The organism is Sphingomonas rustica, from assembly GCF_039652585.1.
Taxonomy (GTDB): domain Bacteria; phylum Pseudomonadota; class Alphaproteobacteria; order Sphingomonadales; family Sphingomonadaceae; genus Sphingomonas; species Sphingomonas rustica.
On sequence record NZ_JBDIZK010000017.1, the window covers coordinates 1 to 22,074 of the forward strand.

A 22,074-nucleotide genomic window follows, 5' to 3' on the forward strand; every position below is an offset into this window, starting at 1 on the left:
CGCTCCAGATCGATCCGCCAGGTCTCGTTCACCGCCATCGCAAAGGATCCGTCAGCCTACACTGACACATCCGAATCAATGACGATTCCTGTCGGTTCCTTCAACCTGCCAAAGTAGTGCTAGGCCTTGTTCACATGCTTCGCGCCGCCCGCGATCAGCGCGGCGGTCGCCTCTTCCGCGCCGCGATAGGCTTCCTGGAACTCCGCACTCCAGTAGATCAGCGTGTCCAGCGGGATCGGCTGGCCGCTGACGGCGCACAGGACATAAGAGCCGCGCCGCACTACTTCGAAATCGGATGCGCCGTACAGGAGGTGCGCGGGACCTTGGTTGGAAAGCATTTCAGACCGTCCAGATCAGAACATTGACGAGAAGGACGAACGCGCAGGCAAGCATCAGGATGCCCTTTCGCCGATCGCCCTGGCGCGTGATCATCCGCCACCCGCCCCAGGCGAGGACGATCGCCGCGATCACCAGCACGCTCAGCAGCGTCGCGGCAAGCGCACCAAGCTGGCCCGTGCCGATCACAGGACCCACTCGACCAGCAGGACCAGCACCAGGATCGCGGCGGCGAACACCGCCATCATCCGCACATCGCGGTGATAGATCATGATCAGCAGGCCATAGATGACATGGGTGAACACCCAGGCCGCACCGCTCAACATGTTCGCCAGGATCGTTCCGGCCACCTTGTCCATCTTCCCGTCTTCAGTCCGTTCCGGCCAGCACCCGGGCATAGGCCGCGGGATCGGCATTGCCGCCGGAGAGGATCACTAGCGTCCCCGGCGTCACTTCGACCTTGCGCGCCAGCAGTGCCGCCAGTGCGGCGGCACCGCCCGGCTCCACCACCAGTCGCAGCGTGCGTGCGGCCCAGCGCTGGGCCTCGCGCACCTCCGCCTCGCTCACCGCCCGACCCGTCGCCCCGCGACGCGACAGCACGTCGAAGGTCAGCGGCGAGACGCGCGGCGTCTGCAATGCGTCGCAGGCGGTCGGCGGCGGACTGGCGCCCACCGGCTCGATCCACCCCGCCTCCAGGCTTGCCCGCATATCGTCCCAGCCTTCCGGCTCCGCAAGGACCAGTTCGACATCGGGCAGGGCCAGCGCGATTCCGGCCGCCAGTCCGCCGCCGCCGCACGGGACGATCACCTGATCGGGATCGGGCAGCTTCATCTCGACCATCTGGCTCAGCGACTCGATGCCGACGCTGCCCTGCCCCTCGATGATCCAGGGATCGTCGAAACTGGGCACCAGCGTCGCGCCGCGCGCATGCGCCAGGTGCGCCGCGATCTTCTCCCGGCTCTCGGTCGCGCGGTCGTACTTCACGACTTCCGCGCCCAGCGCCATGGTTGCATCCAGCTTCACCTGCGGCGCGTCCGCCGGCATCACGATCACCGCCGGGATCCCCAGCCGCTTCGCCGCCCACGCGACTCCCTGCGCATGGTTGCCGGACGAGAAGGCGACGACGCCGCGATCGCGGGTTTCTGCATCCAGTGCGGTCAGTCGATGCCATGCACCCCGGATCTTGAACGCCCCGACCGGTTGCAGCGTCTCGGCCTTGAACGAAACCCGCGCCCCGTGGATTTCTGCTGTCAGCAGAGGCGTTTGCGGCAGGATGGCCGCAACCTTGGCCGCCGCATCGCGCACCCCGGCCCGGGTCGGTTGTCGCACAATAGTCACTATTCACCCCCGACGGAAAAATACGGTGCGAGAATCACTTTACACAGGGAGTCACCGACCCTAAATGCCCGCTTCCCGCTGCCCCATGGGACTTCCAACCGCAAGGCAGCTTTGTTCAACGACAGCCGTAAGGCACTTGGAGGTCCCTTGAATTGCACAAGCACCATAGCGCGCTGGGGCTAGCGACTGCCCTCCGACCGGTCCAGCCGGTCACGCTCATCCGTCCGCATGCCGCATCGCGTGCCGCCCGCTTCTTCGTGGAGAAGTTTCCGGGGCGCTCGATGTATGCCGTGAAGGCGAATCCGAGCCCGGAACTGATCCAGATCCTCTGGGACAACGGCATCACGCACTACGACGTCGCCTCGATTGCCGAGGTTCGTCTGGTCGCGCGGACGCTGCCCGACGCCACCTTGTGCTTCATGCACCCGGTGAAGGCGGAAGAGGCGATATCTGAAGCGTATTTCACGCATGGCGTGCGCGTCTTCAGCCTGGACAGCATGGAAGAGCTGGACAAGATCGTACGTGCCACCCGCGGCGCCGAAGACCTGACATTGTGCGTTCGCATCCGCGTCTCGTCGGACCTGTCGAAGCTGAGTCTCGCGTCGAAGTTCGGCGCGATGCCGGGCGAGACCAAGGACCTGCTGATGGCCGCGCGCCAGGCAGCCGATGCCCTGGGCATCTGCTTCCATGTCGGCAGCCAGGCGATGTCGCCGGACGCCTATGCCCAGGCGATGGAGCGCGTCCGCGCCGCGATCGTCGAGGCGGGCGTGACCGTGGACGTCGTCGATGTCGGCGGTGGCTTTCCCTCGACCTATCCCGGCATGGAGCCGCCGCCGCTCGAGCTGTATTTCGAGACGATCCATCGTGCCTTCGAAAGCCTGCCGATCAGCTATTCGGCCGAGCTGTGGGCCGAGCCGGGCCGTGCGCTGTGCGCCGAATACAGCTCGCTGATCGTGCGCGTCGAAAAGCGCCGCGGGTCCGAGCTGTACATCAACGACGGCGCCTATGGCGCGCTGTTCGATGCGGCGCATATCGGCTGGCGCTTCCCGGTTCAGCTGCTGCGCGAGCCGGACTCGAATGCCCGCGACATGGAGTTCAGCTTCTACGGGCCGACGTGCGACGATCTCGACCATATGGCCGGGCCGTTCATGCTCCCCGCGGACATGGCTGCCGGCGACTATATCGAGATCGGCATGCTCGGCGCCTATGGTTCGGCCATGCGCACCGCGTTCAACGGCTTCGGTTCGGACGAGACGATCATCGTCGAGGACGAGCCGATGGCCAGCCTCTATGTGCGGATGGAACGGGCTCCGGCCTCGAACGTCGTCAAGCTGTAACGCCTATCTGCTCCACACCCCGTCATCCCGGCCGCGTGCCGGGGTGACGGCTGGCATTCGGCGCATCGCATCGCTATGCGCCGCGACCATCGGGTTTCCGCGTCCCCATTGAATGACGGCGGCCATGTAGGAAATGGATCGACATGACCGACTCCACGATCAACGACACCCGCAAGGCGGAGCTTCTCTCGAAGACCGTCAAGCATATCGACATCAAGAGCTTCGACGCGCGTCCGATCGTCGACGCGATGGCCGACATGAGCTTCACCAGCCGCGACCTGGGCCGCGCGACCAACATCTACAACCAGATGCTGGCCGACAAGGACTGCACCGTGTGCCTGGTGATCGCCGGGTCGACCTCGGCCGGCGGCTGCATGGACCTCTATGCCGAACTGGTGCGCAACAACATGGTCGACGTGATCGTCGCCACCGGTGCCACGATCGTCGACATGGATTTCTTCGAAGGGCTTGGCCACAAGCACTATCAGGCGCAGGAAATCCCCGACGACGACACGCTGCGTTCGCTCTATATCGACCGCATCTACGACACCTACATCGACGAGCAGCAGCTCCAGGACTGCGACTTCACGATCAACAAGATCGCGAACGAGCTGGAGCCCAAGGCCTATTCGTCGCGCGCCTTCATCCGCGAGATGGGCAAGTATCTCGTCGAGCACGGCAAGAAGGAGAACAGCCTCGTCAAGCTCGCCTATGAGCATGACGTGCCGATCTTCTGCCCGGCATTCGTCGACAGCTCGGCCGGCTTCGGTCTGGTGAAGCACCAGGTCGACCAGATGAAGGCAGGCAAGCCCTATCTGATGATCGACGCAGTGGCGGACTTCCGCGAACTGACCGACATCAAGATCAAGGCTGGCGAGACCGGCCTCCTGATGATCGGCGGCGGCGTGCCGAAGAACTTCATCCAGGACACGGTCGTATGCGCCGAGATCCTGGGCCACGAGGATGTCGCGGTCCACAAGTACGCCGTGCAGATCACCGTCGCCGACGTGCGCGACGGCGCCTGCTCGTCCTCGACGCTGCAGGAAGCCGCCAGCTGGGGCAAGGTGTCGACCGCGATCGAGCAGATGGTGTTCGCCGAAGCCGGCTCGGTCATGCCGCTGCTGGCCAGCGACGCCTATCACCGCGGCCTGTGGAAGGACCGTCCGAAGCGCGCCTGGGCGAAGCTGTTCGCCTGATCGCGCGACGCGGTTTGGAACAAGAAAGGGGCGGCCGGGCAGATGTCCGGCCGCCCTTTCTGTTGCGGCCGGCTCAGTCCAGCACGGCCCAGCCGTTGCCGGTCCAGCGATAGATGCGGGTCGAGATCGAACGCTGCGCATCGTGGTAGATGCTGCCCACAAGGTCGCGAAACGCGGGAAGGTCCGCCGTCGAGCGGCGCTGGACCAGGACGCTGACATCCTCGGGCACCGCGACCAGGATTTCCCCGCCCGACCGGCGGGCAAGCTGGTTCCACCCGTCATGGTCGAGCATCAGGCTCGACATATAGGGATCGTCGATCAGCGCGACGACGCCGTCCTTCAACTCGACTTCGCGACCGACCTTCGGCAGCCCGGCCAGCGCCTGTTCCCGGCCGATCAGCCAGGCACCGGCGACCCCAAGCTCCAGCGTTTCGAGCTTGTCGGAGGTGACAACCCCTATCAGGCGCGGATAATCCGCCACCAGCACCGCGCAAAGGCCCGGCGCCAGCGCCTCGATGATCGGCGTGCCTTTACCGTTCTCGAACATCTTGCCGAGTTGGTCGCAATAATCCGATCCGCGCACCACCACGCGAAGGCGCTCGCGCGTCAGCGGCGGCGGGCCGTCGCGCTGCGCAAGCATCGCGGCGATGTAGTTGGCCTTGGTTTCCTCGCACGCATCGGCGGGATTTCGTTCGCAGAATTGATGGATGCGATCGAGATAGAGCGTCGCCGGCTCGTTAGTCCGCTCGCCCGTTTCGGCCGGGTCGGGATCGGGCGAACCGACTCTCAGCTCCAGCCGGCCGGCCACGCTGACCTTGCCGGCCCCCACCTCCGCCGCAATCCGCTTCGCGATATCCTGGGTGAACACCGTCGGGTCGATCTTCGTCTGGGCGGCGGCGCAGGCAGGTGCCAGCAACGCCATTATCCAGAGCGCGGTTTTCCATGCGTTCATTGATGCCCCCTCGCCCCTGGTCTAGCCGGGATGCGGGCCTCCTGCGAGCCTGCTGATCAGCCGGCGACGGCCCGCCTGATCGCACGGATGCCGCCGATCGCCTGGCTGACGACCAGATCGGCAAGCGCGGCCGGTTCGATCGACGCGCCCGAGGGGCGGTCCGCCATTGCCCGGTGAAGCGCGATCCGGCCCGAGCGGACACCCGCTCGGCACAATCTGTGCCATAGCGTGGCAATCTCGCGGTGGACCCGGTCGAGCGTCTCGGTATCGCGACCCGGCGCGAATGCCTCGTTCAGGCGGGCGATACCCGCGAAGAGCCGTCCCAGCGTCGCGATGTCGGGCACGGGCCGGCGCGACATGACATGCGCCACCAGCAGCGGCGCGATGTCGGGCGCATGGCGGCTGAGCAATTTCGCTGCATTGGCGCACATCGTGTCGTTGAACACGTTCGACGCGCCGCCGTCATGGATGCGGTATAGCAGCAGTTCCTCGTCGATCTGCGCCAGCTCTCCCAGTGCGCGGATGCGGTGGTAGAAGTCGAAATCCTCGACATAGCGCATCTCGGGCCGCTCGAACGGATCCAGCCGGCGGGCAGCGTCGGTGCGGAACATCACCGACGACCAGGCAAAGGGATTCTGGACCAGCATCAGCCAGTCGATCAGCCCCGGCGTCAACTGCCGCGGCCAGCCGCCCGGCGAGAGTCGGCCATTCTCCAACAGCCTGGCCGCGGTGCTGACCAGCACCGTTTCGGGATGGGCGTCGAGAAACGCGACCTGCTTTGCGAAGCGTTCGGGCAGGCAGAGATCGTCCTGGTCGAGCCCCGCGGCATAGCGCCCGCGCGCCGCGGCGAAGGCCAGGTTGCGCGCGACCACCGGGCCGCCATTTGCCGGCGCACGGATCACCCGGATCCGCTCGTCTCCCCATCCCTCCAGCATCGCAGCGGTGCCGTCGGTCGAGCAATCGTCGACCGCGATCAGTTCCCAGTCGGTCATCGTCTGCGCCTGGAGGCTGACCAGCGTCTCCGGCAGGAAGGCCGCCCCGTTATAGGCGGCCATGATCACCGACACCGTCGCCATCGTCAGGCGACCCGACGCGCCGCGTTGCTGTCCAGGACCTGGTCGACGATCATCTGGCCGATATCATTCTGCCACAACCACAGGCCGTTGGCCTTGCCGCTGAAGCTGCTCTCGCCGCCCAGTTTTCCGTCGGGGACATGGCCCGAGGCCAGGCCGATGCCATAGACGCCCGGGACCGGCCGGCCCGCGGCATCGATGACCCGGCAGTGCTGATCGACCAGCCGTGGCCGTCCCGGCGCATCGGCCATCAGCGCGATGCGCCGGCCCTGCTCGTCGAACAGCGGCAACGCGCGCGGGCGATAGCCGAGCGCGCCGATGACCACATCGGCCTGCTCGATCGCGGCGCGCGTGCCCGCCTCGTCCTGCGGGATCATCCTCAGCGCCAGCCGTGGATCGGGTGCGCGGCCGCCGATCGACAGCATCCGCAGCACCAGCTCGCGGGCCTCCAGCCGGAAGCCGGCCAGGCGATAGACGAACCCGGTGCCCGGGCAGACATCGTCCGGCCCGAAATCGGTGAAGCCGTCGTCCCACGCCGCCTCCGCCGAATGATAGAAGGGCCGAAGCGGGCGCCGGTGGTGGAGCGTCACCGCCCCGGCCCCCAGCGGCAGCGCCGGCGCCGCCTTGAGCAGCAGGGCAGCCGCCGCCATCGCGCTGGTCGATCCGCCGACAATGGCGATCCGCGGCGCGCGCATGTCCGCGGTGCGGACGCGCAGGCGATCGACGCCGCCCAGCGACAGGAAGTCGTCGCCGGTCACCAGCCGGTTTCCGGCCAGGGCGCCGAGCGGGCTGCCCGCAATGACCTCCGCGGCAATATCGTCACGCGACTGATAGCCGCCGGTGGCGATCACGATGCTGGCCGCGCGCATCACCCGCTCCTGCCCGGTCGTCAGGTTGCGCACTCGCGCGGCCCAGATGCCGTCCGCCTCGCGGCGCGCCTCGACCACCTCGCTGCGCGTCGCGACATGCCCGCCATGATCGATCACGATCCGGCCGAGCTGCGCGCCGGTCGCCTCGATGAAGGCGGTGGCGCGATACAGCGGGACGCCGATCCGGCCGCCCTTGTGCAGCGCGATCTCCTGGCCGGAGACATGGTCTTCCAGCGCCGCGACCGCCTCATGGACATTGTCCTTCACCGCGGTGAGGAACGTCTCTGCGGTGCTGTCCGAGGTGATCGCATAGGAACCGATGCTGCCGCGGCCGAGCACCGCATCGCGCTCGACGATCGCCATCCCGCCAGCGGCGAGGTCGGCCAGGCGGCCCTGTTTGCTCGCCGCGGTCAGCAACGCGGTGCCCGCCGGGCCGCCGCCGACGATCAGGGTCGAATGGACGAAGGTCCCGCGCCGCTCCAACCCCTCGAGTCCGTCCCGGCCCAGCCGCGCGCACGCCTCCATCAGCGCGGCGCAGACCCGGTCGACATCGGCCGGCATCATCGCATCGGTGATCGGCAGCGACAGGATCCGCGCCGACAGGTCGTCGCATACCGGCAGCGGCTCGATCACCGCATTGGCGCGGAACCAGGGCTGCTCGCCCAGGTGCGGGCTGAAATAGCAGCCCGTGCCGATCCCCTGCGCATCGAGCGCGGCCATGATCCCGCGGCGATGGCCGGCAAAGGCGCGCGGCAGCAGGATCGACTGGCACTGCACCGCCTGCCGCCGGCCCTGCTGGACCTGGAATTCGAAGCCGTTGTCGCTGGCGAAGCCGCCCAGTTGCTCGCGGTAACGCCGGTCGAGCATCGCCCGGTGCTCGGCGACCGCCTCGAACGCCTTCAGCTTCTCGGCGGCCAGCGTGCCCAGCACTTCGGGAAGCTTGGCATTGATCCCCGGCCCCTCGGCGGATCGCGCGCCGGCGAACCCGAAATTGGTCATCTGGCGCAGCCGTTCGATCAGCGCCGCATCGCCCGAATGCACCACCCCGCCCTCGGCGGTGGCGAACACCTTGGTCGCATGCATCGAATAGACGATCGCGAACGGCGCGCCGGTGCCGAACGCCCTGCCCTGCGCATCGAGCGCACCCAGCGACGCGGCCGCGTCGATCACCACGCCGGTGCCCAGTCTCGCGTATCCGGCATAGCGGTCCAGGTCGATCGACGCGCCGAAGGTCGCGTAGGGCACGACCACCGCGATGCGATCGCCGTAACGCGCGAACGCCGCCGCCTCGGCGGCTTCGGCGGCGGACCAGTCGCCCGGATCGACATCGCAGATCAGCGGCGTCAGCCCTGCCCATTCGGCGGCATGGGCGGTCGCGGCGAAGGTGAAGCCTGGCATCAGCGCGAACATGCCGCGCCCCGCGCGCGGTCCCGCCGCCTGGCGGATCGCCAGCATCAGGCCCAGCGTGGCGTTGCCGACCGCCAGGCAATCCCCCGCCCCGCCGAACACCCGGTCGCGCAGATCGGCCTCGAACCCGCGCACCACGGGGCCGCCGTTCGAGTAGATGCCCCGATCCTCGATCGCGCGCAGCGCGTCCGAAAGATCGCTCAACCGCGGCGGCCGCGGGGCGATCAGCGGCAGCCGGTCCAAGTCCGTTCTCCTCGATCTTCCATCGATCGCACGGTTAGCGGGTCGATCTTGGAAAAGGGTAAATAGGCGTTCGCCAATCGTTCGCGCGGCTGGAAAATCGCAAAGTCCCTCGCTACCGTGCCCGCAAACGGGGGATGCATTCGTGATCATCGGTATCGACCTGGGCACCACCAACAGTGCCGCAGCAATCTGGCGCGACGGTGAATCCGTGCTCGTGCCCAACGCGCTGGGCGACCTGCTGACGCCATCGGCGATCAGCATGACCGAGGCGGGCGAGATCCTGGTGGGCATGGCCGCGCGCGAGCGCCAGCCGACCCATCCCAGGGATACGGTGACCGCCTTCAAACGCTATATCGGCACGCAGCAGAGCGTGACGCTGGGCAAGCGCAAGTTCGATGCCGAGGAACTCTCGGCGCTGGTGCTACGCCAGCTCAAGGCGGATGCCGAGGCCTTTACCGGAGAGACCGTGACCGGCGCGGTCATCACCGTCCCGGCCTATTTCAACGACCGCCAGCGCAAGGCCACCCGCCGCGCCGGCGAGATTGCCGGGCTCGAGGTCAAGCGGCTCGTCAACGAACCGACCGCCGCCGCGCTCGCCTTCGGGATCCAGACGCGCGAGCAGGAACCGTTCCTGGTGTTCGACCTGGGCGGCGGCACCTTCGACGTGTCGATCGTCGAGGTGTTCGAGGGCGTCGTGGAAGTGCGCGCCTCGTCGGGCGACAACCGGCTGGGCGGCGAGGATTTCAACGCGGTGCTGATCGATCTGGTCCGCCGCCGGATCGATCCCGAAAAGGCGCTCGACAAGGCGGACCCGATCGTCCTGGCCGAACTGCTGCGCGCAGCCGCCGAACGGACGCGTCGCAAGCTCAGCGAGGCCGACGAGGCCGAATTCGCCATCGTCTGGAACGAGCAAAGGTTCGAGACGATGGTGACCGCCGCCGAACTGGAAACCGCCTGCGCCTCGCTGCTCCAACGGCTGCGCGATCCGGTCCTGCGCTCGCTGCGCGATTCGAACATCCGGGTCGAGGCGCTGAGCGAGGTCGTGCTGGTCGGCGGATCGACGCGCATGCCGATCGTGCGGCGCGCGATCACCCGCATGTTCGGCCGATTCCCCAACGCGACCGTCCACCCCGACCATGCCGTCGCGCTGGGCGCCGCGGTCCAGGCCGGGCTGCTCGCCAAGGACGCCGCGCTCGACGAGATCCGCCTGACCGATGTCTGCCCCTTCACCCTGGGCATCGAGGTGGCGGAGGAGGATGGCCGCGGCGGCATCCGCTCCGGCCTGTTCTCGCCGATCATCGATCGCAATACGCCGATCCCGGCCAGCCGCGTCGGCAGCTACAGCACCATGTCGGACCAGCAGCGCGAGATCCATCTGGTCGTCTATCAGGGCGAGGCGCGCGACGTCGCGTCGAACGTCCGGCTGGGCGACCTGCGGGTGCAGGTGCCGCCCAAGCCGCGCGGCCATGTCCATGTCGAATGCCGCTTCACCTATGACACCAGCGGCATGCTGGACGTCGACGTGACGGTCCCCGCCACCGGCGTCACCCGCAACCTGGTCATCATGGACCAGGCCGACACCATGACCGAGCGCGAGATCGCCGAACGGCGCGACGCGCTCGCCGCGCTCAAGATCCACCCGCGCGAGGAAAGCGAGAATGCCGCGGTCCGCGCGCGAGCGGCCCGCTGCTACGAGAGCTTCCTGGGCGACTCGCGCGACATGGTCGGCCGCTGGATTACCCAGTTCGACTCGGCGCTCGACACCCAGGATCCGCGCATCATCCGCGAAGCACGCGAGCAACTCGTCGCCGCACTCGATCAGCTCGAGGGTGAGCGCTACCTGTGAACGACGCCCGGATCTGGGCGACGCTCGGCATCGAGCCGACCGAGGACGCACGCGCGATCCGCACCGCCTATTCGCGGCAGCTCAAGGCGATCGACGCGGATGCCGACGCGCAGGCGTTCATCGCCCTGCGCGAGGCCCGCGACATCGCACTCCGTCTCGCAACCTCGGTCGAAATCGCGGGTGAAAGCGACGCGGAACTAGACGCGCCATTGCCACCGTCGGAGTCACAGGCCGAGGATGTCTCCCTCGGCCTCCACGCCTCAGGGCCGCAATGGGCACCCGAGGATCTTGCCGACGCACGCGGCCGCGAACTGTCCGCCCTGCTCCATTCGGAACGCGATCCGGAAAATCCCTGGCCGACCGAAGCCGAGCGTCGGCACATGCTCGACCTGTGGACTGCGATTATCCACGATCCGCGGCTGGAAGAGGTCGGCTTCTACGGTGCGTTCGAGGCGTGGGCGATCAACCAGATCGCCTATACCACGCCGGTCTCCGACCCGTTGGTCATCCCCGCGACCGAGATGTTCGGGTGGACCGCGTCGGACGGCACGGTGCATCAGTCGCGCGAAGTGGGCCACATCACCTATCGCTACGGCCTGCTCAAATTCCTCGAGGACGTGCGCGAACCCGATCATTCGCATCACGGCGCCTGGGTCGAACTCAACACGCCGGCACCGCCAGGATCGAAACGGAATTCGGTCGGACCCCGACGCATCCGCGAGTTGATCAGCGTGATCCGCTTCATCCGGCCCGATATCGAACGCGGCTTCGATCCGGGCCGCGTCGCGCTGTGGGATGCGAAGGAGGAATTCGAGGCTTCGGATGAACCAACCGAGCAACGCTCGACCTTCATCGACAGCACGAGTGGAATTCTGAGCGTCGGAACACTCGTTGTCTGGGCGGTGCTGATTGCGATCAGGTTGCCCGGCTGTCTTCCTGTATCGGAGCCCACGCCGAAGCCGCCCGTGTACGAGCCGGCGCGATCGACGACCCTACCGCGCTATCTAGTTCTTCCACCCGACGAAAGCGGCAAGTCCGTAGTGGTGCCGCTACCGGCTCAGACATCTTCGCCGTGGGTGTCGGCCCCCAAGCGCGAAGAACCTCGCGAGTTCACTCCCGAACAACTCGAGGCCATCGAGCGGGCCTACAGAAATCAGAGCACGCCATGAGCTGGCGTCATCCCTGCTGGGCCGAACTGGGGATCGAGCCGACCAGCGATCAGCGCGCGATCCGCGTCGCCTACACGCGCAAGCTCAAGACGATCGATCCGGAGCGTGATCCGCAGGCGTTCATCGCGCTGCGCGAGGCGTTCGAGGCTGCAAACGAGGGGGCGCCTGCGTCCATCGCAGCGCCGATGGTCGAGGAACAACCCGCAATGTCTCCCTCGGGCGAGACGATCGCGCGCGAACGCCCCAGGGGGACGTCGCAGCCTCGACCGTCAACGGGACCTACACTCGACGCGCTATCTCATGCCCTTTCGGAGGTGCTTGGCTCGCACCGCGGGCCGCAGCACTGGCTCTCCGACGAGGACAAGCAGCGCCTGCTCGATCGCTGGGAAGCGCTGAGGGATCACAAGGACATGGCGCTCGTCGCGGGCCATGCCAATGTCGAGCGCTGGATCAGCAAGCTGATCGCGCAGACCTTGCCGCTCTCGCAACCGCTGGTGGTGCCCGTTGTGGATTATTTCGGCTGGTCGACCAGCGACGGGACGCTTCATCAGACCGACGAGATTGCGGACGTCTCACGCCATTACCGCCTCGACACGTTTCTGCGTCTGGCACGCACACCATGCGACACCTATTACCCGGCATGGGCGGAGCTTCGCCGGCCGATGACCGAGAACGCGCTTCTTGGCCACGTCAATCCGGACCAGATCCGCGATCTCCTCACCACGATCCGACACGCCCAGCCCGAACTGGAGCATGAGCTCGACCGGGCGCGCGTGGCGCGGTGGATCGAGCATCTGCGATCGATGCACGATCGCCGGAGCCGGGGATTCGAAGATGGTCCGACCGGAGATACCAGTCGGGCTTTCATCTGGGTAATCTGCGCCGTCGCATTCTTCGTCGTCGGACCGATTGTGAACAAGCTGATCGGGTGGCTCCTTTGACCTGGCGCCATCCCTGCTGGGCCGAACTGGGGATCGAGCCGACCAGCGATAAGCGCGCGATCCGCGTCGCCTATACGCGCAAGTTGAAGACAATCGATCCGGAGAGTGATCCGCAGGCGTTCATCGCGCTTCGCGAAGCCTATGAGCACGCGCAGCAGCAGGCCGAGTGGGTCGATCTGGCCGACGAGGACGAGGACGACGAGGGCGAAGGCGACGATGCCAGCTCGCCCGCGCTGTACGATGAGGACGACGGCACCGGCTATGCCTATAGCCCGGTCACCGGCGCGCGGGTGCCGATCGACGACAGCCGCCCCGATCCCGACGCACCCTGGCGCACGCTTCACGAGCTGCTCCTGCCCGACGGGAATCGCCGCCAGCCGCCTTTCGACGAGGCGTGGCACTGCGAACTGGGCGAAGCGGTCGATGCGGCGCTGGCCGATCCGCGGCTGGAGCAGGTCGGCTTTCTGGCAGATGCGGATCGCTGGTTCGCCGAGACCCTGGCACGTTCATGGCCGGCCTCGGGAAGCGTCCTTCTGCGCGTTGCGAAGGTGTTCGGGTGGTATCACCCCGACGACGCTCAGCTTCGCACCACGCCCGCGATCGATTTCATCAACGCCCGGCTGCGCGACGCCGACTCGGCGCCCGATCGCGGCACCGCTCACCTGACTGGGGACGGACCGCCGCCAGCCGCCGAACGCTTCGAACAGGAGTGGGCCGATACGCCGGCCGTACCGGCAGGAGAGCCGGCACCCACGCCGCCGCCGCCGTCACCTCCCTCGCCGAAATCCCCCTGGGCCCCGATCAGCCCCGCCGATGCGGATGCGGCCGCCGAGGCGCTGTCCGCGCTCCTGGCCCAGCGTGAGCGGACCAACGTGAGTTGGCCCAGCCCGCGCCAGAAGGAGGCGATGCTCACCCATTGGCAAACCATCATCTCCGATCCGCGGATGGACGACATCTCGTTCTACGGCGATGCCGACCGGTGGTTTGCCCGCCAGCTTGCCCATGCGATCCCCTGGTCCGATCCCCTCATCATCCCGGCGGCCGAGTTTTTCGGGTGGATGGCCTCCGACGGGACGATCCGTCAGGACTGGTCTGACAATGAACTGACCCGGCGTTACCGCACGCTGAAGTTCATGGGAGAGATCGAACAACGCTCGCATCCACTGAACCCGGCCTGGCGCGATCTCGTCACCCCGGATCGATCGAAGACGCGCTCCCGCGTGCCGAAAAGCGAAGTCCGCGAGCTGCTGATGCTGGTCCGGCGCGACTATCCCGATCTGGAGGGCTGTTTCGACTCGAAGCGGCTCGATTATTGGGAACGGGTAAGAGAGGTGAACCGGGTCTCGGGCGGCCGAGGCAGCACGTTGGCCGGCTGGATCGTTCCGATCCTGCTGATCGTCTTCCTGGTGATCCGTGCCATGACGAGCAGCCCCGCCGGGGATGCGACGCCGTCACCGGTGGTCAAGATATGGCCCGGGGAAGCGGTGCTTGCCGACAAGGGCGCGGACATGAACCATGCGTTGAAGGGCTATGACGATGCGCTGACATGGTCGGCGATCCAGTCGAAAAACCCGGCGCTCGCCAAGGCGATGAACGCGCTGTGGGATGCGGATCGCAAGAAGAAGACGACCCAGTCGGACTTCCGCATCGATGTCTCCGAGTTGCTCGATCAGTGGTCGAGGGACGGCCGGCATCACGCCCCGTTCGAGGTGCTGTCTGACGAGACCCGGCTGACCCTGGAGACGGCCAAGCGGTTGGGCGCGCAGGACCTGCAGCAATGTTCCGATTTCTTCAGCGGGGACCTGAAACTGCCCAATGCGATCGTGTCCGAGTTCGCTCCTCGCCGATACGCGCTCTATGCGAGGCGCCTGCTCAGCACCGGCGACTATCGGAAACAGGCCGCGACCCCGAAGTCCATGGAGCGGACCTCGTTTTCGCTGCCCGACGACGTCGTGACGACCGCCATCCGGCGTGCGGGCTTGTCGCGCGAACGCTTTTTCGCAGCGCTGACCTTCAAGGGGAGTGCAACCGACCAGTGCACCGGTCGCATCGCGCTGATGGAAACGGTGCTCGAGCTACCCCGAAAGCAGTCCGAGGCATTGCTGCGCGTCATGTAGGGGCACCGCCCGGCACCCCCACCCAACAACCTTAGTTGTCGTCGCCCATCCGCAATGCGGCGATGAAGGCTTCCTGCGGAATCTGCACCGAGCCATATTCGCGCATCCGCTTCTTGCCTTCCTTCTGCTTGTCCAGCAGCTTGCGCTTGCGGCTGATGTCGCCGCCATAGCATTTGGCGGTCACGTCCTTGCGCAGCGCGGCGATGGTCTCGCGCGCGATCACCTTGCCGCCGATCGCCGCCTGGATCGGGATCTTGAACAGGTGGCGCGGGATCAGGTCCTTCAGCCGCTCGCACATGCCGCGGCCGCGCGCCTCGGCGCTGGCGCGGTGGACGATCATGCTCAGCGCGTCGACCGGCTCGTTGTTCACCAGGATCGACATCTTGACCAGGTCGCCCTCGCGGTGGCCGATCTGCTCGTAATCGAAGCTGGCATAGCCGCGGCTGATCGACTTGAGCCGGTCGTAGAAGTCGAACACGACTTCGTTGAGCGGCAGTTCATAGGTCAGCTGCGCGCGGCCGCCGACATAGGTCAGGTTCTTCTGCACGCCGCGGCGGTCCTGGCACAGCTTCAGGATCGGGCCGAGATACTCGTCGGGCACATAGATCACCGCGTTGATCCACGGCTCCTCGATCATGTCGATCCGGTTGGGATCGGGCATGTCCGCTGGATTGTGCAGCTCGATCTGTTGCCCGGCCGCCTCGCCCGCCGCCTTGGTCAGCTGAAGCTGATAGACCACGCTGGGCGCGGTCGTGATCAGGTCGAGGTCATATTCGCGGCTCAGCCGTTCCTGGATGATCTCGAGGTGCAGCAGGCCGAGGAAGCCGCAGCGGAAACCGAAGCCCAGCGCCGCCGACGTCTCCATCTCGAAACTGAACGAGGCGTCGTTCAGCCGCAGCTTCTGGATCGATTCGCGCAGCTTCTCGAAGTCGTTGGCGTCGACCGGGAACAGGCCGCAGAACACCACCGGCTGGACTTCCTTGAAGCCCGGCAGCGCCTCGGCCGCCGGCTTCTTCGCATCGGTCAGCGTGTCGCCGACGCGTGCCTGCGCCACTTCCTTGATCTGAGCGGTAATGAAGCCGATCTCGCCCGGGCCGAGATCGGGCAGCTGCTCGATCTTGGGGCGGAAACAGCCGACCCGGTCGACCAGGTGCAGCGTGCCGGTCTGCATGAACTTGACCTGCTGCCCCTTGCGCAGCGTGCCTTCCATGACGCGCACCAGGATGACGACGCCCAGATAGGGGTCGTACCAGCTGTCGACCAGCATCGCCTTCAGCGGCGCGTCGCGGTCGCCCTTGGGCGCCGGGATGCGCTCGACGATCGCGTCCAGCACTTCCTCGATGCCGATGCCGGACTTGGCGCTGGCCAGCACCGCGTTCGACGCGTCGAGCCCGATGATCTCCTCGATCTCGTTGCGCACCTTTTCGGGCTCGGCCGAGGGCAGATCGATCTTGTTGATGACCGGGATGATCTCGTGGTCGTGCTCGATCGACTGATAGACATTGGCCAGCGTCTGCGCCTCGACGCCCTGCGCCGCATCGACCACCAGCAGCGCGCCCTCGCACGCCGCCAGGCTGCGCGACACCTCATAGGCGAAGTCGACATGGCCCGGCGTGTCCATCAGGTTGAGGACATGCCCCTTCCATTCCAGGCGCACGGTCTGCGCCTTGATGGTGATCCCGCGCTCCTTCTCGATATCCATGTTGTCGAGCACCTGCGCGCTCATCTCGCGCTCGGTGAGACCGCCGGTGCGCTGGATCAGACGATCGGCGAGCGTCGACTTGCCATGGTCGATATGCGCGATGATCGAGAAGTTGCGGATCTTGGAGAGTTCTGTGGCCATGATTCCGGGCGCGTTAGCAGGGGTGAGCCCCATTGCGAAGCCCTGCCCGCTGCGGCACCCTGCGGCCAAGGGAGAGAGCGATGCGGATCTGGGCAGTAATCGTGGCGGCGGTGCTGGCGCTGGCGGGTCCGGGCATGGCGGTGACCGGGCCGGAAAGCGCGCCCGTCTATGTCATGCGTCATCTCGACACGCCCGAGGGCCAGCGCGATCCCGACCTGACCGAGCGCGGGCAAAAGGGCCGCCGCGCGCTGGCAGAATGGTTCCAGGGCAAGCCGCTGTCCGTCATCTATGTCAGCAACTTTCGCCGTACCCGCCAGACGATCTCGGCACTGAACGGCGAACGCCAGATCCGCCTGCGCCTCTACGACCCCGCCGATACGCCGGCGCTGGTCGCTCGGGTCAAGGCCGAGACGGGTCCGGTCCTGATCGTCGGACACAGCAACACCGTGCCCGACATCGTCGAGCAGCTCGGCGGCGAGCGCCCGGCCGCGCTGACCCATCCCGATTTCGGCGATGTGTGGACCATCGACGGCAGGACCACCAGGCGCGACCGTCTGACCTATTGAAAGCGCCTCGCCCCGGATGACGGCTAGACGTCGAGCGGATAGGCGCGCTCGACCGGCAATCTGGCACGCGCCTCATCCAGTTCGCACCGCTGCACCAGCGCGTGGATCTCGTGTGCCAGCGGCGTCACGTCGCTGATCGCAACGGTCCAGTCATCGACATAGCGCCCGACCGCCTCGCCCCCCAGCCCGATCTGGATCGCCCTGTGGGGCAGCGGCTGGTGATGAAGGTCGCGCTCCGGATCCCATTGGACCCGGACCGGCCGCTCCTGCTTGAGCCGGTCATAGGCCTCGCGGCTCATGCCCGGTTCGGGATGACTGGAGCAACTGTTCGCCAGCGCCCATTCGAACCCCTCACGGCTGATATCGACTGCCAGGATGCGCGCCTGGCCAGCATCCTTGAACCCCCATCCGGCGCGGTACATCATCCACAGGAAGGACGGCTTGATCCACGTCATCCGCTCCCGCTTGAACGGCGCGACGAAGCGGCCTGCGGCCAGTGCGGCATCGGCGATCTCGTGGCTGTAGGCCTGATAGACGCGGATCGTCGCATCGTCGAACTGCGCGCGAATCTGCTGCGCCGGTATGTCGCTCATAATCCTGCCTCCTCGATCGCCCTCAGCGCGGATTCGACCCTTGCCTCCCCCTCGCCCCGAACCAGTGCCCAGCGCACGCCGCGCGCGTCCAGCCGGGCACGGGAGATATCGAAAAAGCGCCGCCGCTCCTCCGCATCCGCGAAGAAGCGGGTGCCGTCGTCGACCCAGGGCAGGTCGATATCGAGCAGCAGATAGAGGTCGGCGGTCCGGTCCCAGCCGGCGAACCAGGGGTCGACGCTGCCGAACAGCATCTCTGCCCAGGCCTCGGTCATCAGCGGGTCGGTGTCGAGGATCAGCCGCCGATCGCACTGCCGCAGCAGCGCCTGGGTCATCGCGTCGTGCGTCCGCGCAATCTCGATCAGGTCGGCCATGACAAGGTCGTTGCCGCGAACCTCGCACCAGGTCCGGCCATATTCGGGCACCATCCGCGTGCCGAAATGCTCGGCAAGACGCGCGGCCAGCGTCGACTTGCCCACGCTCTCCGGCCCGTGAAGGCAGATGGTGCGGGCATAATAGGGTCGCACCGGGATCGGCAGGTGGCGCCAATTGCCCCAGGGATCGGCGCGGATCGCGCTGGCCGAGACCGGAACGGCGTCGCGCCCGGGATCGACCGGGTGGAACACCGCGTCCAGTTCCGCAGCCAGCCGCTCGCCATAGGCTTCGGACGCGAACACCCGGTCGATCGGCTCGGGGTGCGCCGCGCGCGAGATGCCGCGCCAGATGTCCCAGAAGCCGGGATGCTCTTCGGGCGTCTGCGGCACCACCGCGTCATGGCCGACCACGCGGCAATCGGGAAACAGCTCGCGCATCCATTGCAGCCGCAGCGGCCCCGGGATCGGATCGTCGGGCAACCAGCACACCAGGATCGTCAGCTGATCGACCAGCGCCCGCGCCGTCTCGCACATCAACACATGGCCGTTATGCGGCGGCATGAACTTGCCGAGCAGGAACCCCCGGGTCACGCCGCGGCCCGCGCCCGCGCGGCGCTGCGCCACTGGAAGAAGCCCGCCACCGACAGCGCGAGGAAGATCACGTACAGGCCAGTCGTGGGCAGCAGCCCCTTCACCGCGAACAGCGGGATGGCGAGCAGGTCGACCATGATCCACAACAGCCAGCTTTCCAGATAGCGCCGCGACTGGAGGATCTGCGCCGCCACGCTCAGCATCGCGATTCCTCCATCCCACCAGGGGAAATGCGCATCGGTTAGCGCGTGCATCATCGCGCCCCACAAGGCGGTTGCGACCAGGCAGCCGAGCAGCCAGGCGTGCCAGGCGCGCGGGGCCAGACGCCGCACCGCCACCTCGCCCGCCTCGGCGCGCGACCGCTGCCAGTTCCACCATCCATAGATCTGGACGACGAAGAAGAAGATCTGAAGCAGCGCATCCGAATAGAGCCGCTCGCCCAGGAACACCCAGCCATAGAGCGCGACCATCGCCAGCCCGAACGGATAGTTCCAGATGCTGCGCCGGACGATCAGCGCCACGTTCGCCAGACCCAGCACGGTGGCGACATATTCGATCGGGCTGAACCCGACCCAGTGCACGAACTGGGAAAGCATGTCGGTCGGGGAAGCGCTCACCCGGCGTGCCTAGCAGGCAGGTTCGCATGGGGTCGAGAGCCATTGCGGCTGCCCGGCCGCGCGCGCCGGCTCGTCCGGCCGGTCGATCCACGCGGCGAAGCCCCGGCGGCATCACGTCTTTCCCCGATCGGGGGTTGCGCCCCGCCCGACGCCCGTTACCATCCGGCACAAAGAACGGGAGAGGCCGATGCGTGTCTGGTTTCCTGTCCTCGTCGCGGCGATGGCCGCAACGCTGACCCCGGCGGCGGCCCAGCCAACCGGCACCTTGCTGGTCGGAAACAAGGGCGAGAATACGCTTAGCCTGATCGACCTGGCCGACGGCAAGGAGCTCGCGCGGCTCCCCACCGGCCCGATGCCGCACGAGATCGCGGTATCCCCCGATGGCAGCCAGGCCGCGGTGGTTGCCTATGGCGGATCGACCATCGACGTGTTCGACCTGGCCGGCCGGACGAAGCTGCGCAGCATCGAGCTGAACCCGAACCAGCGCCCCCATGGTCTGTTGTGGCTCAGCGACGGGCGCATCGTCGCGACCGCCGAGGGCAGCAGGTCGGTCGTGATCGTCCAGCCCTCGGGCGAGATCCGGGCGATCGCGACCGATGCCGAGGGCTCGCACATGATCGTGGTCGCCCCCGACCTGCGCCATGCCTATGTCGCCAATATCGGCTCTGGCACGGTCAGCGTGCTCGACCTGACCGCGGGCCGCAAGCTTCGCGACATCGCCGTCGGCGGCAAACCCGAAGGACTGGCGCTGGCGCAGGGCGGCAAGGACCTGTGGGTCGGCGACCTCTCCGCCCCGCGCGTCCAGGCGTTCGACACCGCGACCGGCGCGAAGCTCGCCGAACTGGCGGTCGACCCGGTCGCGATCCGCGTCCTGGCCAGCCCCGATGGCCGCTGGATCGCCACCAGCAACATCGCCAGCGGCACGGTCAGCCTGATCGACCCCGTCACGCGCAGGCTGGTCCGCAGCTTTCCGGTGTCCGGGTCGAAGGATGCCGGTCAGGTGACCCTGCTCTTCTCCGGCGACGGCACGCATCTCTACGCCGCCGAGACCGGTCGCGATCAGGTTGCCGAGATCGACCTGGCCCGCTTCGCGGTGACGCGACGCCTCGCGGCAGGCAAGAATGGTGATGGCCTCGCCATCGCCCCAGCGAAACGCCGACCATGAAACCAAGGAGCCAGCCATGCGCCATATCGCGGTAATCGGATCGGGACCGGCCGGCTATTACACCGCCGAAGCCTGCCAGAAGGAGTTCGGCGACGCCGTGCGCGTCGACATTCTCGACAAGCTGCCGGTGCCCTATGGCCTGATCCGCACCGGCGTCGCCCCGGATCACCAGTCGATCAAGGGCGTGTCGCGCCGCTACGAGACGACCGCGCTGACCGACAATGTCCGTTTCGTCGGCAATGTCTCGGTCGGCAAGGACGTCTCGGTCGACGAGTTGCGCGGATTGTACGATGCGGTCGTGCTGGCGACCGGCGCGCCGCTCGACCGCCCGCTCGAGATACCCGGCGCTGACCTGCCCGGCGTCGTCGGCTCAGCGGCGTTCGTCGGCTGGTATAACGGCCATCCCGACTTTACCGGCCTGGCCCCCGCGCTGGGCGGCACCGGCGCGGTGGTGATCGGCAACGGCAACGTCGCGATCGACGTCGCCCGCATCCTCGCCAAGACGCCGGCCGAGTTCGAGGGCACCGACATTGTCGGCTATGCCCTGTCCGAACTTGCCGAGTCGAAAGTCGACACCGTCACCCTGCTCGGCCGGCGCGGACCGCATCAGGTCGCGATGACGGCGAAGGAGTTGAGCGAGCTCGGCCATCTCGCCCGCGCCCAGCCGATCGTCGACATTGCCGACCTGCCCCCGGTCGAAACCGACGCGCCGCTGGACATCAGCCACCGCAAGGCATTGTCGCACCTGCGCGAGTTCGCTGCTGCGCCGCGCGCATCGGACAAGCCGTTCCGGATCGTGTTCGACTTCTTCGCGATGCCGATCGCGATCGAGGGCGACGGCCGCGCCGAACGCGTCATCGTCGAGCGCACCGCCCTCGACGAGACCGGCCATGCCGCCGGCACCGGCGAAACCTATGCCATCCCTGCCAGCCTGGTGGTGAGCTGCATCGGCTATCGCACGCCCCCGATCGAGGGCATTCCCTATGACGAGGCCGCGGGCCGTTTCGCCAATGACGAGGGCCGCATCCTGCCCGGCCTCTATGCCGTCGGCTGGGCCCGGCGCGGGCCGACCGGCACGATCGGCACGAATCGGCCGGACGGCTTCTCGGTGGTCGAGAAGATCGCATCGGACCTTCGCGACGGATCGGACAAGGCGGGCCGGCCCGGACTCGATTCGCTGCTGGCATCGCGCGGCGTGGAGGTCGTGACCTTCCGCGACTGGCAGAAGATCGAGGCTGCGGAGAACGCCGCCGCGCGCAGCGGAGCCCCCCGAGAGAAATTCACCAGCATCGAGGCATTGCTTGCCGCGCGAGAAAGCTGATCCGAACCGCTTGCACGACGCCGCGGGCCTCGTTATAGGCGCGCCTCCAGCATCGATCCGGCCCTTCCGAAGGGCCCGCATGAAAAGGATCGATACTCCGTCGGGGAGTAGCTCAGCCTGGTAGAGCACTGTCTTCGGGAGGCAGGGGCCGGAGGTTCGAATCCTCTCTTCCCGACCATTTTC

Annotated in this window: 20 protein-coding genes and 1 tRNA gene; 10 read left to right on the plus strand and 11 right to left on the minus strand. The window is 67.1% G+C overall.

Going from position 1 to position 22,074, the window contains the following annotated elements:
- Positions 1 to 119: 119 nt before the first annotated feature.
- Genes TPR58_RS21435 through TPR58_RS21450 form a run of 4 tightly spaced genes read right to left on the minus strand, consistent with a single transcriptional unit; the run spans position 120 to position 1,674 of the window.
- Positions 120 to 338 carry a DUF2093 domain-containing protein gene (locus tag TPR58_RS21435; protein WP_346248815.1) on the minus strand — a complete coding sequence of 73 codons (219 nt, stop codon included), beginning with the start codon at positions 336 to 338 and terminating at the stop codon, positions 120 to 122.
- A gap of 1 nt (position 339) precedes the next feature.
- Complete coding sequence (locus TPR58_RS21440; RefSeq protein ID WP_346248816.1) at positions 340 to 525, minus strand: hypothetical protein; 186 nt, start codon at positions 523 to 525, stop codon at positions 340 to 342.
- Positions 522 to 695 (minus strand): hypothetical protein, encoded by a 174-nt coding sequence (locus TPR58_RS21445; RefSeq protein ID WP_346248817.1) that lies wholly within the window; start codon positions 693 to 695, stop codon positions 522 to 524. The genes TPR58_RS21440 and TPR58_RS21445 overlap by 4 nt, the downstream gene beginning before the upstream one ends.
- 10 nt (positions 696 to 705) lie before the next feature.
- Positions 706 to 1,674 (minus strand): threonine ammonia-lyase, encoded by a 969-nt coding sequence (locus TPR58_RS21450; protein WP_346248818.1) that lies wholly within the window; start codon positions 1,672 to 1,674, stop codon positions 706 to 708.
- Between the two features lie 152 nt (positions 1,675 to 1,826).
- Here TPR58_RS21450 and TPR58_RS21455 point away from each other — a divergent pair, with 152 nt between their 5' ends.
- Both TPR58_RS21455 and TPR58_RS21460 read left to right on the plus strand, forming a co-directional pair.
- The gene (locus tag TPR58_RS21455; protein ID WP_346248819.1) at positions 1,827 to 3,011 is read left to right on the plus strand and encodes a type III PLP-dependent enzyme; all 1,185 of its coding nucleotides are present in this window, start codon (positions 1,827 to 1,829) and stop codon (positions 3,009 to 3,011) included.
- Between the two features lie 143 nt (positions 3,012 to 3,154).
- A complete protein-coding gene (locus tag TPR58_RS21460; protein WP_346248820.1) occupies positions 3,155 to 4,207 on the plus strand; it encodes a 1,9-bis(guanidino)-5-aza-nonane synthase in 1,053 nt (350 codons plus the stop codon).
- 73 nt (positions 4,208 to 4,280) lie between these two features.
- On the opposite strand, the gene TPR58_RS21465 is transcribed toward TPR58_RS21460, so the two are convergent.
- Genes TPR58_RS21465 through TPR58_RS21475 form a run of 3 tightly spaced genes read right to left on the minus strand, consistent with a single transcriptional unit; the run spans position 4,281 to position 8,751 of the window.
- On the minus strand, positions 4,281 to 5,159 hold the full coding sequence (locus TPR58_RS21465; RefSeq protein WP_346248821.1) for a DUF1444 domain-containing protein: 879 nt from the start codon (positions 5,157 to 5,159) through the stop codon (positions 4,281 to 4,283).
- Positions 5,160 to 5,215: 56 nt separating this feature from the next.
- Positions 5,216 to 6,235 carry a glycosyltransferase family 2 protein gene (locus tag TPR58_RS21470; protein ID WP_346248822.1) on the minus strand — a complete coding sequence of 340 codons (1,020 nt, stop codon included), beginning with the start codon at positions 6,233 to 6,235 and terminating at the stop codon, positions 5,216 to 5,218.
- Positions 6,236 to 6,237: 2 nt separating this feature from the next.
- Positions 6,238 to 8,751, minus strand: coding sequence for a DegT/DnrJ/EryC1/StrS family aminotransferase (locus tag TPR58_RS21475; protein ID WP_346248823.1), 2,514 nt, complete (start codon positions 8,749 to 8,751; stop codon positions 6,238 to 6,240).
- 142 nt (positions 8,752 to 8,893) lie between these two features.
- On the opposite strand from TPR58_RS21475, the gene TPR58_RS21480 reads away from it, so the two are divergent.
- The 4 genes from TPR58_RS21480 to TPR58_RS21495 are packed head-to-tail and all read left to right on the plus strand — an operon-like array spanning position 8,894 to position 14,824.
- Entirely contained in the window at positions 8,894 to 10,597 is a 1,704-nt protein-coding gene (locus tag TPR58_RS21480; RefSeq protein ID WP_346248824.1) for an Hsp70 family protein, read from the plus strand.
- Positions 10,594 to 11,766, plus strand: a complete 1,173-nt coding sequence (locus TPR58_RS21485; protein WP_346248825.1) for a hypothetical protein — start codon at positions 10,594 to 10,596, stop codon at positions 11,764 to 11,766. Before TPR58_RS21480 ends, TPR58_RS21485 begins: the two co-directional genes overlap by 4 nt.
- Positions 11,763 to 12,707 carry a hypothetical protein gene (locus tag TPR58_RS21490; RefSeq protein WP_346248826.1) on the plus strand — a complete coding sequence of 315 codons (945 nt, stop codon included), beginning with the start codon at positions 11,763 to 11,765 and terminating at the stop codon, positions 12,705 to 12,707. The genes TPR58_RS21485 and TPR58_RS21490 overlap by 4 nt, the downstream gene beginning before the upstream one ends.
- On the plus strand, positions 12,695 to 14,824 hold the full coding sequence (locus tag TPR58_RS21495) for a hypothetical protein (RefSeq protein ID WP_346248827.1): 2,130 nt from the start codon (positions 12,695 to 12,697) through the stop codon (positions 14,822 to 14,824). Before TPR58_RS21490 ends, TPR58_RS21495 begins: the two co-directional genes overlap by 13 nt.
- A 31-nt stretch (positions 14,825 to 14,855) precedes the next feature.
- On the opposite strand, the gene lepA is transcribed toward TPR58_RS21495, so the two are convergent.
- Positions 14,856 to 16,667: a translation elongation factor 4 gene (gene lepA, locus TPR58_RS21500; RefSeq protein ID WP_346248828.1), complete on the minus strand. Its 1,812-nt coding sequence runs from the start codon at positions 16,665 to 16,667 to the stop codon at positions 14,856 to 14,858.
- Positions 16,668 to 16,747: 80 nt separating this feature from the next.
- Between lepA and TPR58_RS21505 the strand changes: the two genes are divergently transcribed.
- Positions 16,748 to 17,233 (plus strand): SixA phosphatase family protein, encoded by a 486-nt coding sequence (locus tag TPR58_RS21505; protein WP_346248829.1) that lies wholly within the window; start codon positions 16,748 to 16,750, stop codon positions 17,231 to 17,233.
- A 23-nt stretch (positions 17,234 to 17,256) separates the two neighbouring features.
- Here TPR58_RS21505 and TPR58_RS21510 read toward each other — a convergent pair whose 3' ends face one another.
- Genes TPR58_RS21510 through pnuC form a run of 3 tightly spaced genes read right to left on the minus strand, consistent with a single transcriptional unit; the run spans position 17,257 to position 19,405 of the window.
- Positions 17,257 to 17,826 (minus strand): DUF4291 domain-containing protein, encoded by a 570-nt coding sequence (locus TPR58_RS21510; RefSeq protein ID WP_346248830.1) that lies wholly within the window; start codon positions 17,824 to 17,826, stop codon positions 17,257 to 17,259.
- Positions 17,823 to 18,821 (minus strand): AAA family ATPase, encoded by a 999-nt coding sequence (locus TPR58_RS21515; protein ID WP_346248831.1) that lies wholly within the window; start codon positions 18,819 to 18,821, stop codon positions 17,823 to 17,825. Before TPR58_RS21515 ends, TPR58_RS21510 begins: the two co-directional genes overlap by 4 nt.
- Complete coding sequence (pnuC, locus tag TPR58_RS21520; RefSeq protein ID WP_346248832.1) at positions 18,785 to 19,405, minus strand: nicotinamide riboside transporter PnuC; 621 nt, start codon at positions 19,403 to 19,405, stop codon at positions 18,785 to 18,787. The genes TPR58_RS21515 and pnuC overlap by 37 nt, the downstream gene beginning before the upstream one ends.
- Positions 19,406 to 19,592: 187 nt before the next feature.
- Between pnuC and TPR58_RS21525 the strand changes: the two genes are divergently transcribed.
- From TPR58_RS21525 to TPR58_RS21535, 3 genes are all read left to right on the plus strand, one after another.
- Positions 19,593 to 20,570, plus strand: a complete 978-nt coding sequence (locus tag TPR58_RS21525; protein WP_346248833.1) for a beta-propeller fold lactonase family protein — start codon at positions 19,593 to 19,595, stop codon at positions 20,568 to 20,570.
- A 16-nt stretch (positions 20,571 to 20,586) separates the two neighbouring features.
- Complete coding sequence (locus TPR58_RS21530; RefSeq protein ID WP_346248834.1) at positions 20,587 to 21,891, plus strand: FAD-dependent oxidoreductase; 1,305 nt, start codon at positions 20,587 to 20,589, stop codon at positions 21,889 to 21,891.
- A gap of 101 nt (positions 21,892 to 21,992) precedes the next feature.
- Positions 21,993 to 22,069, plus strand: a tRNA-Pro gene (locus TPR58_RS21535).
- Positions 22,070 to 22,074: the final 5 nt, after the last annotated feature.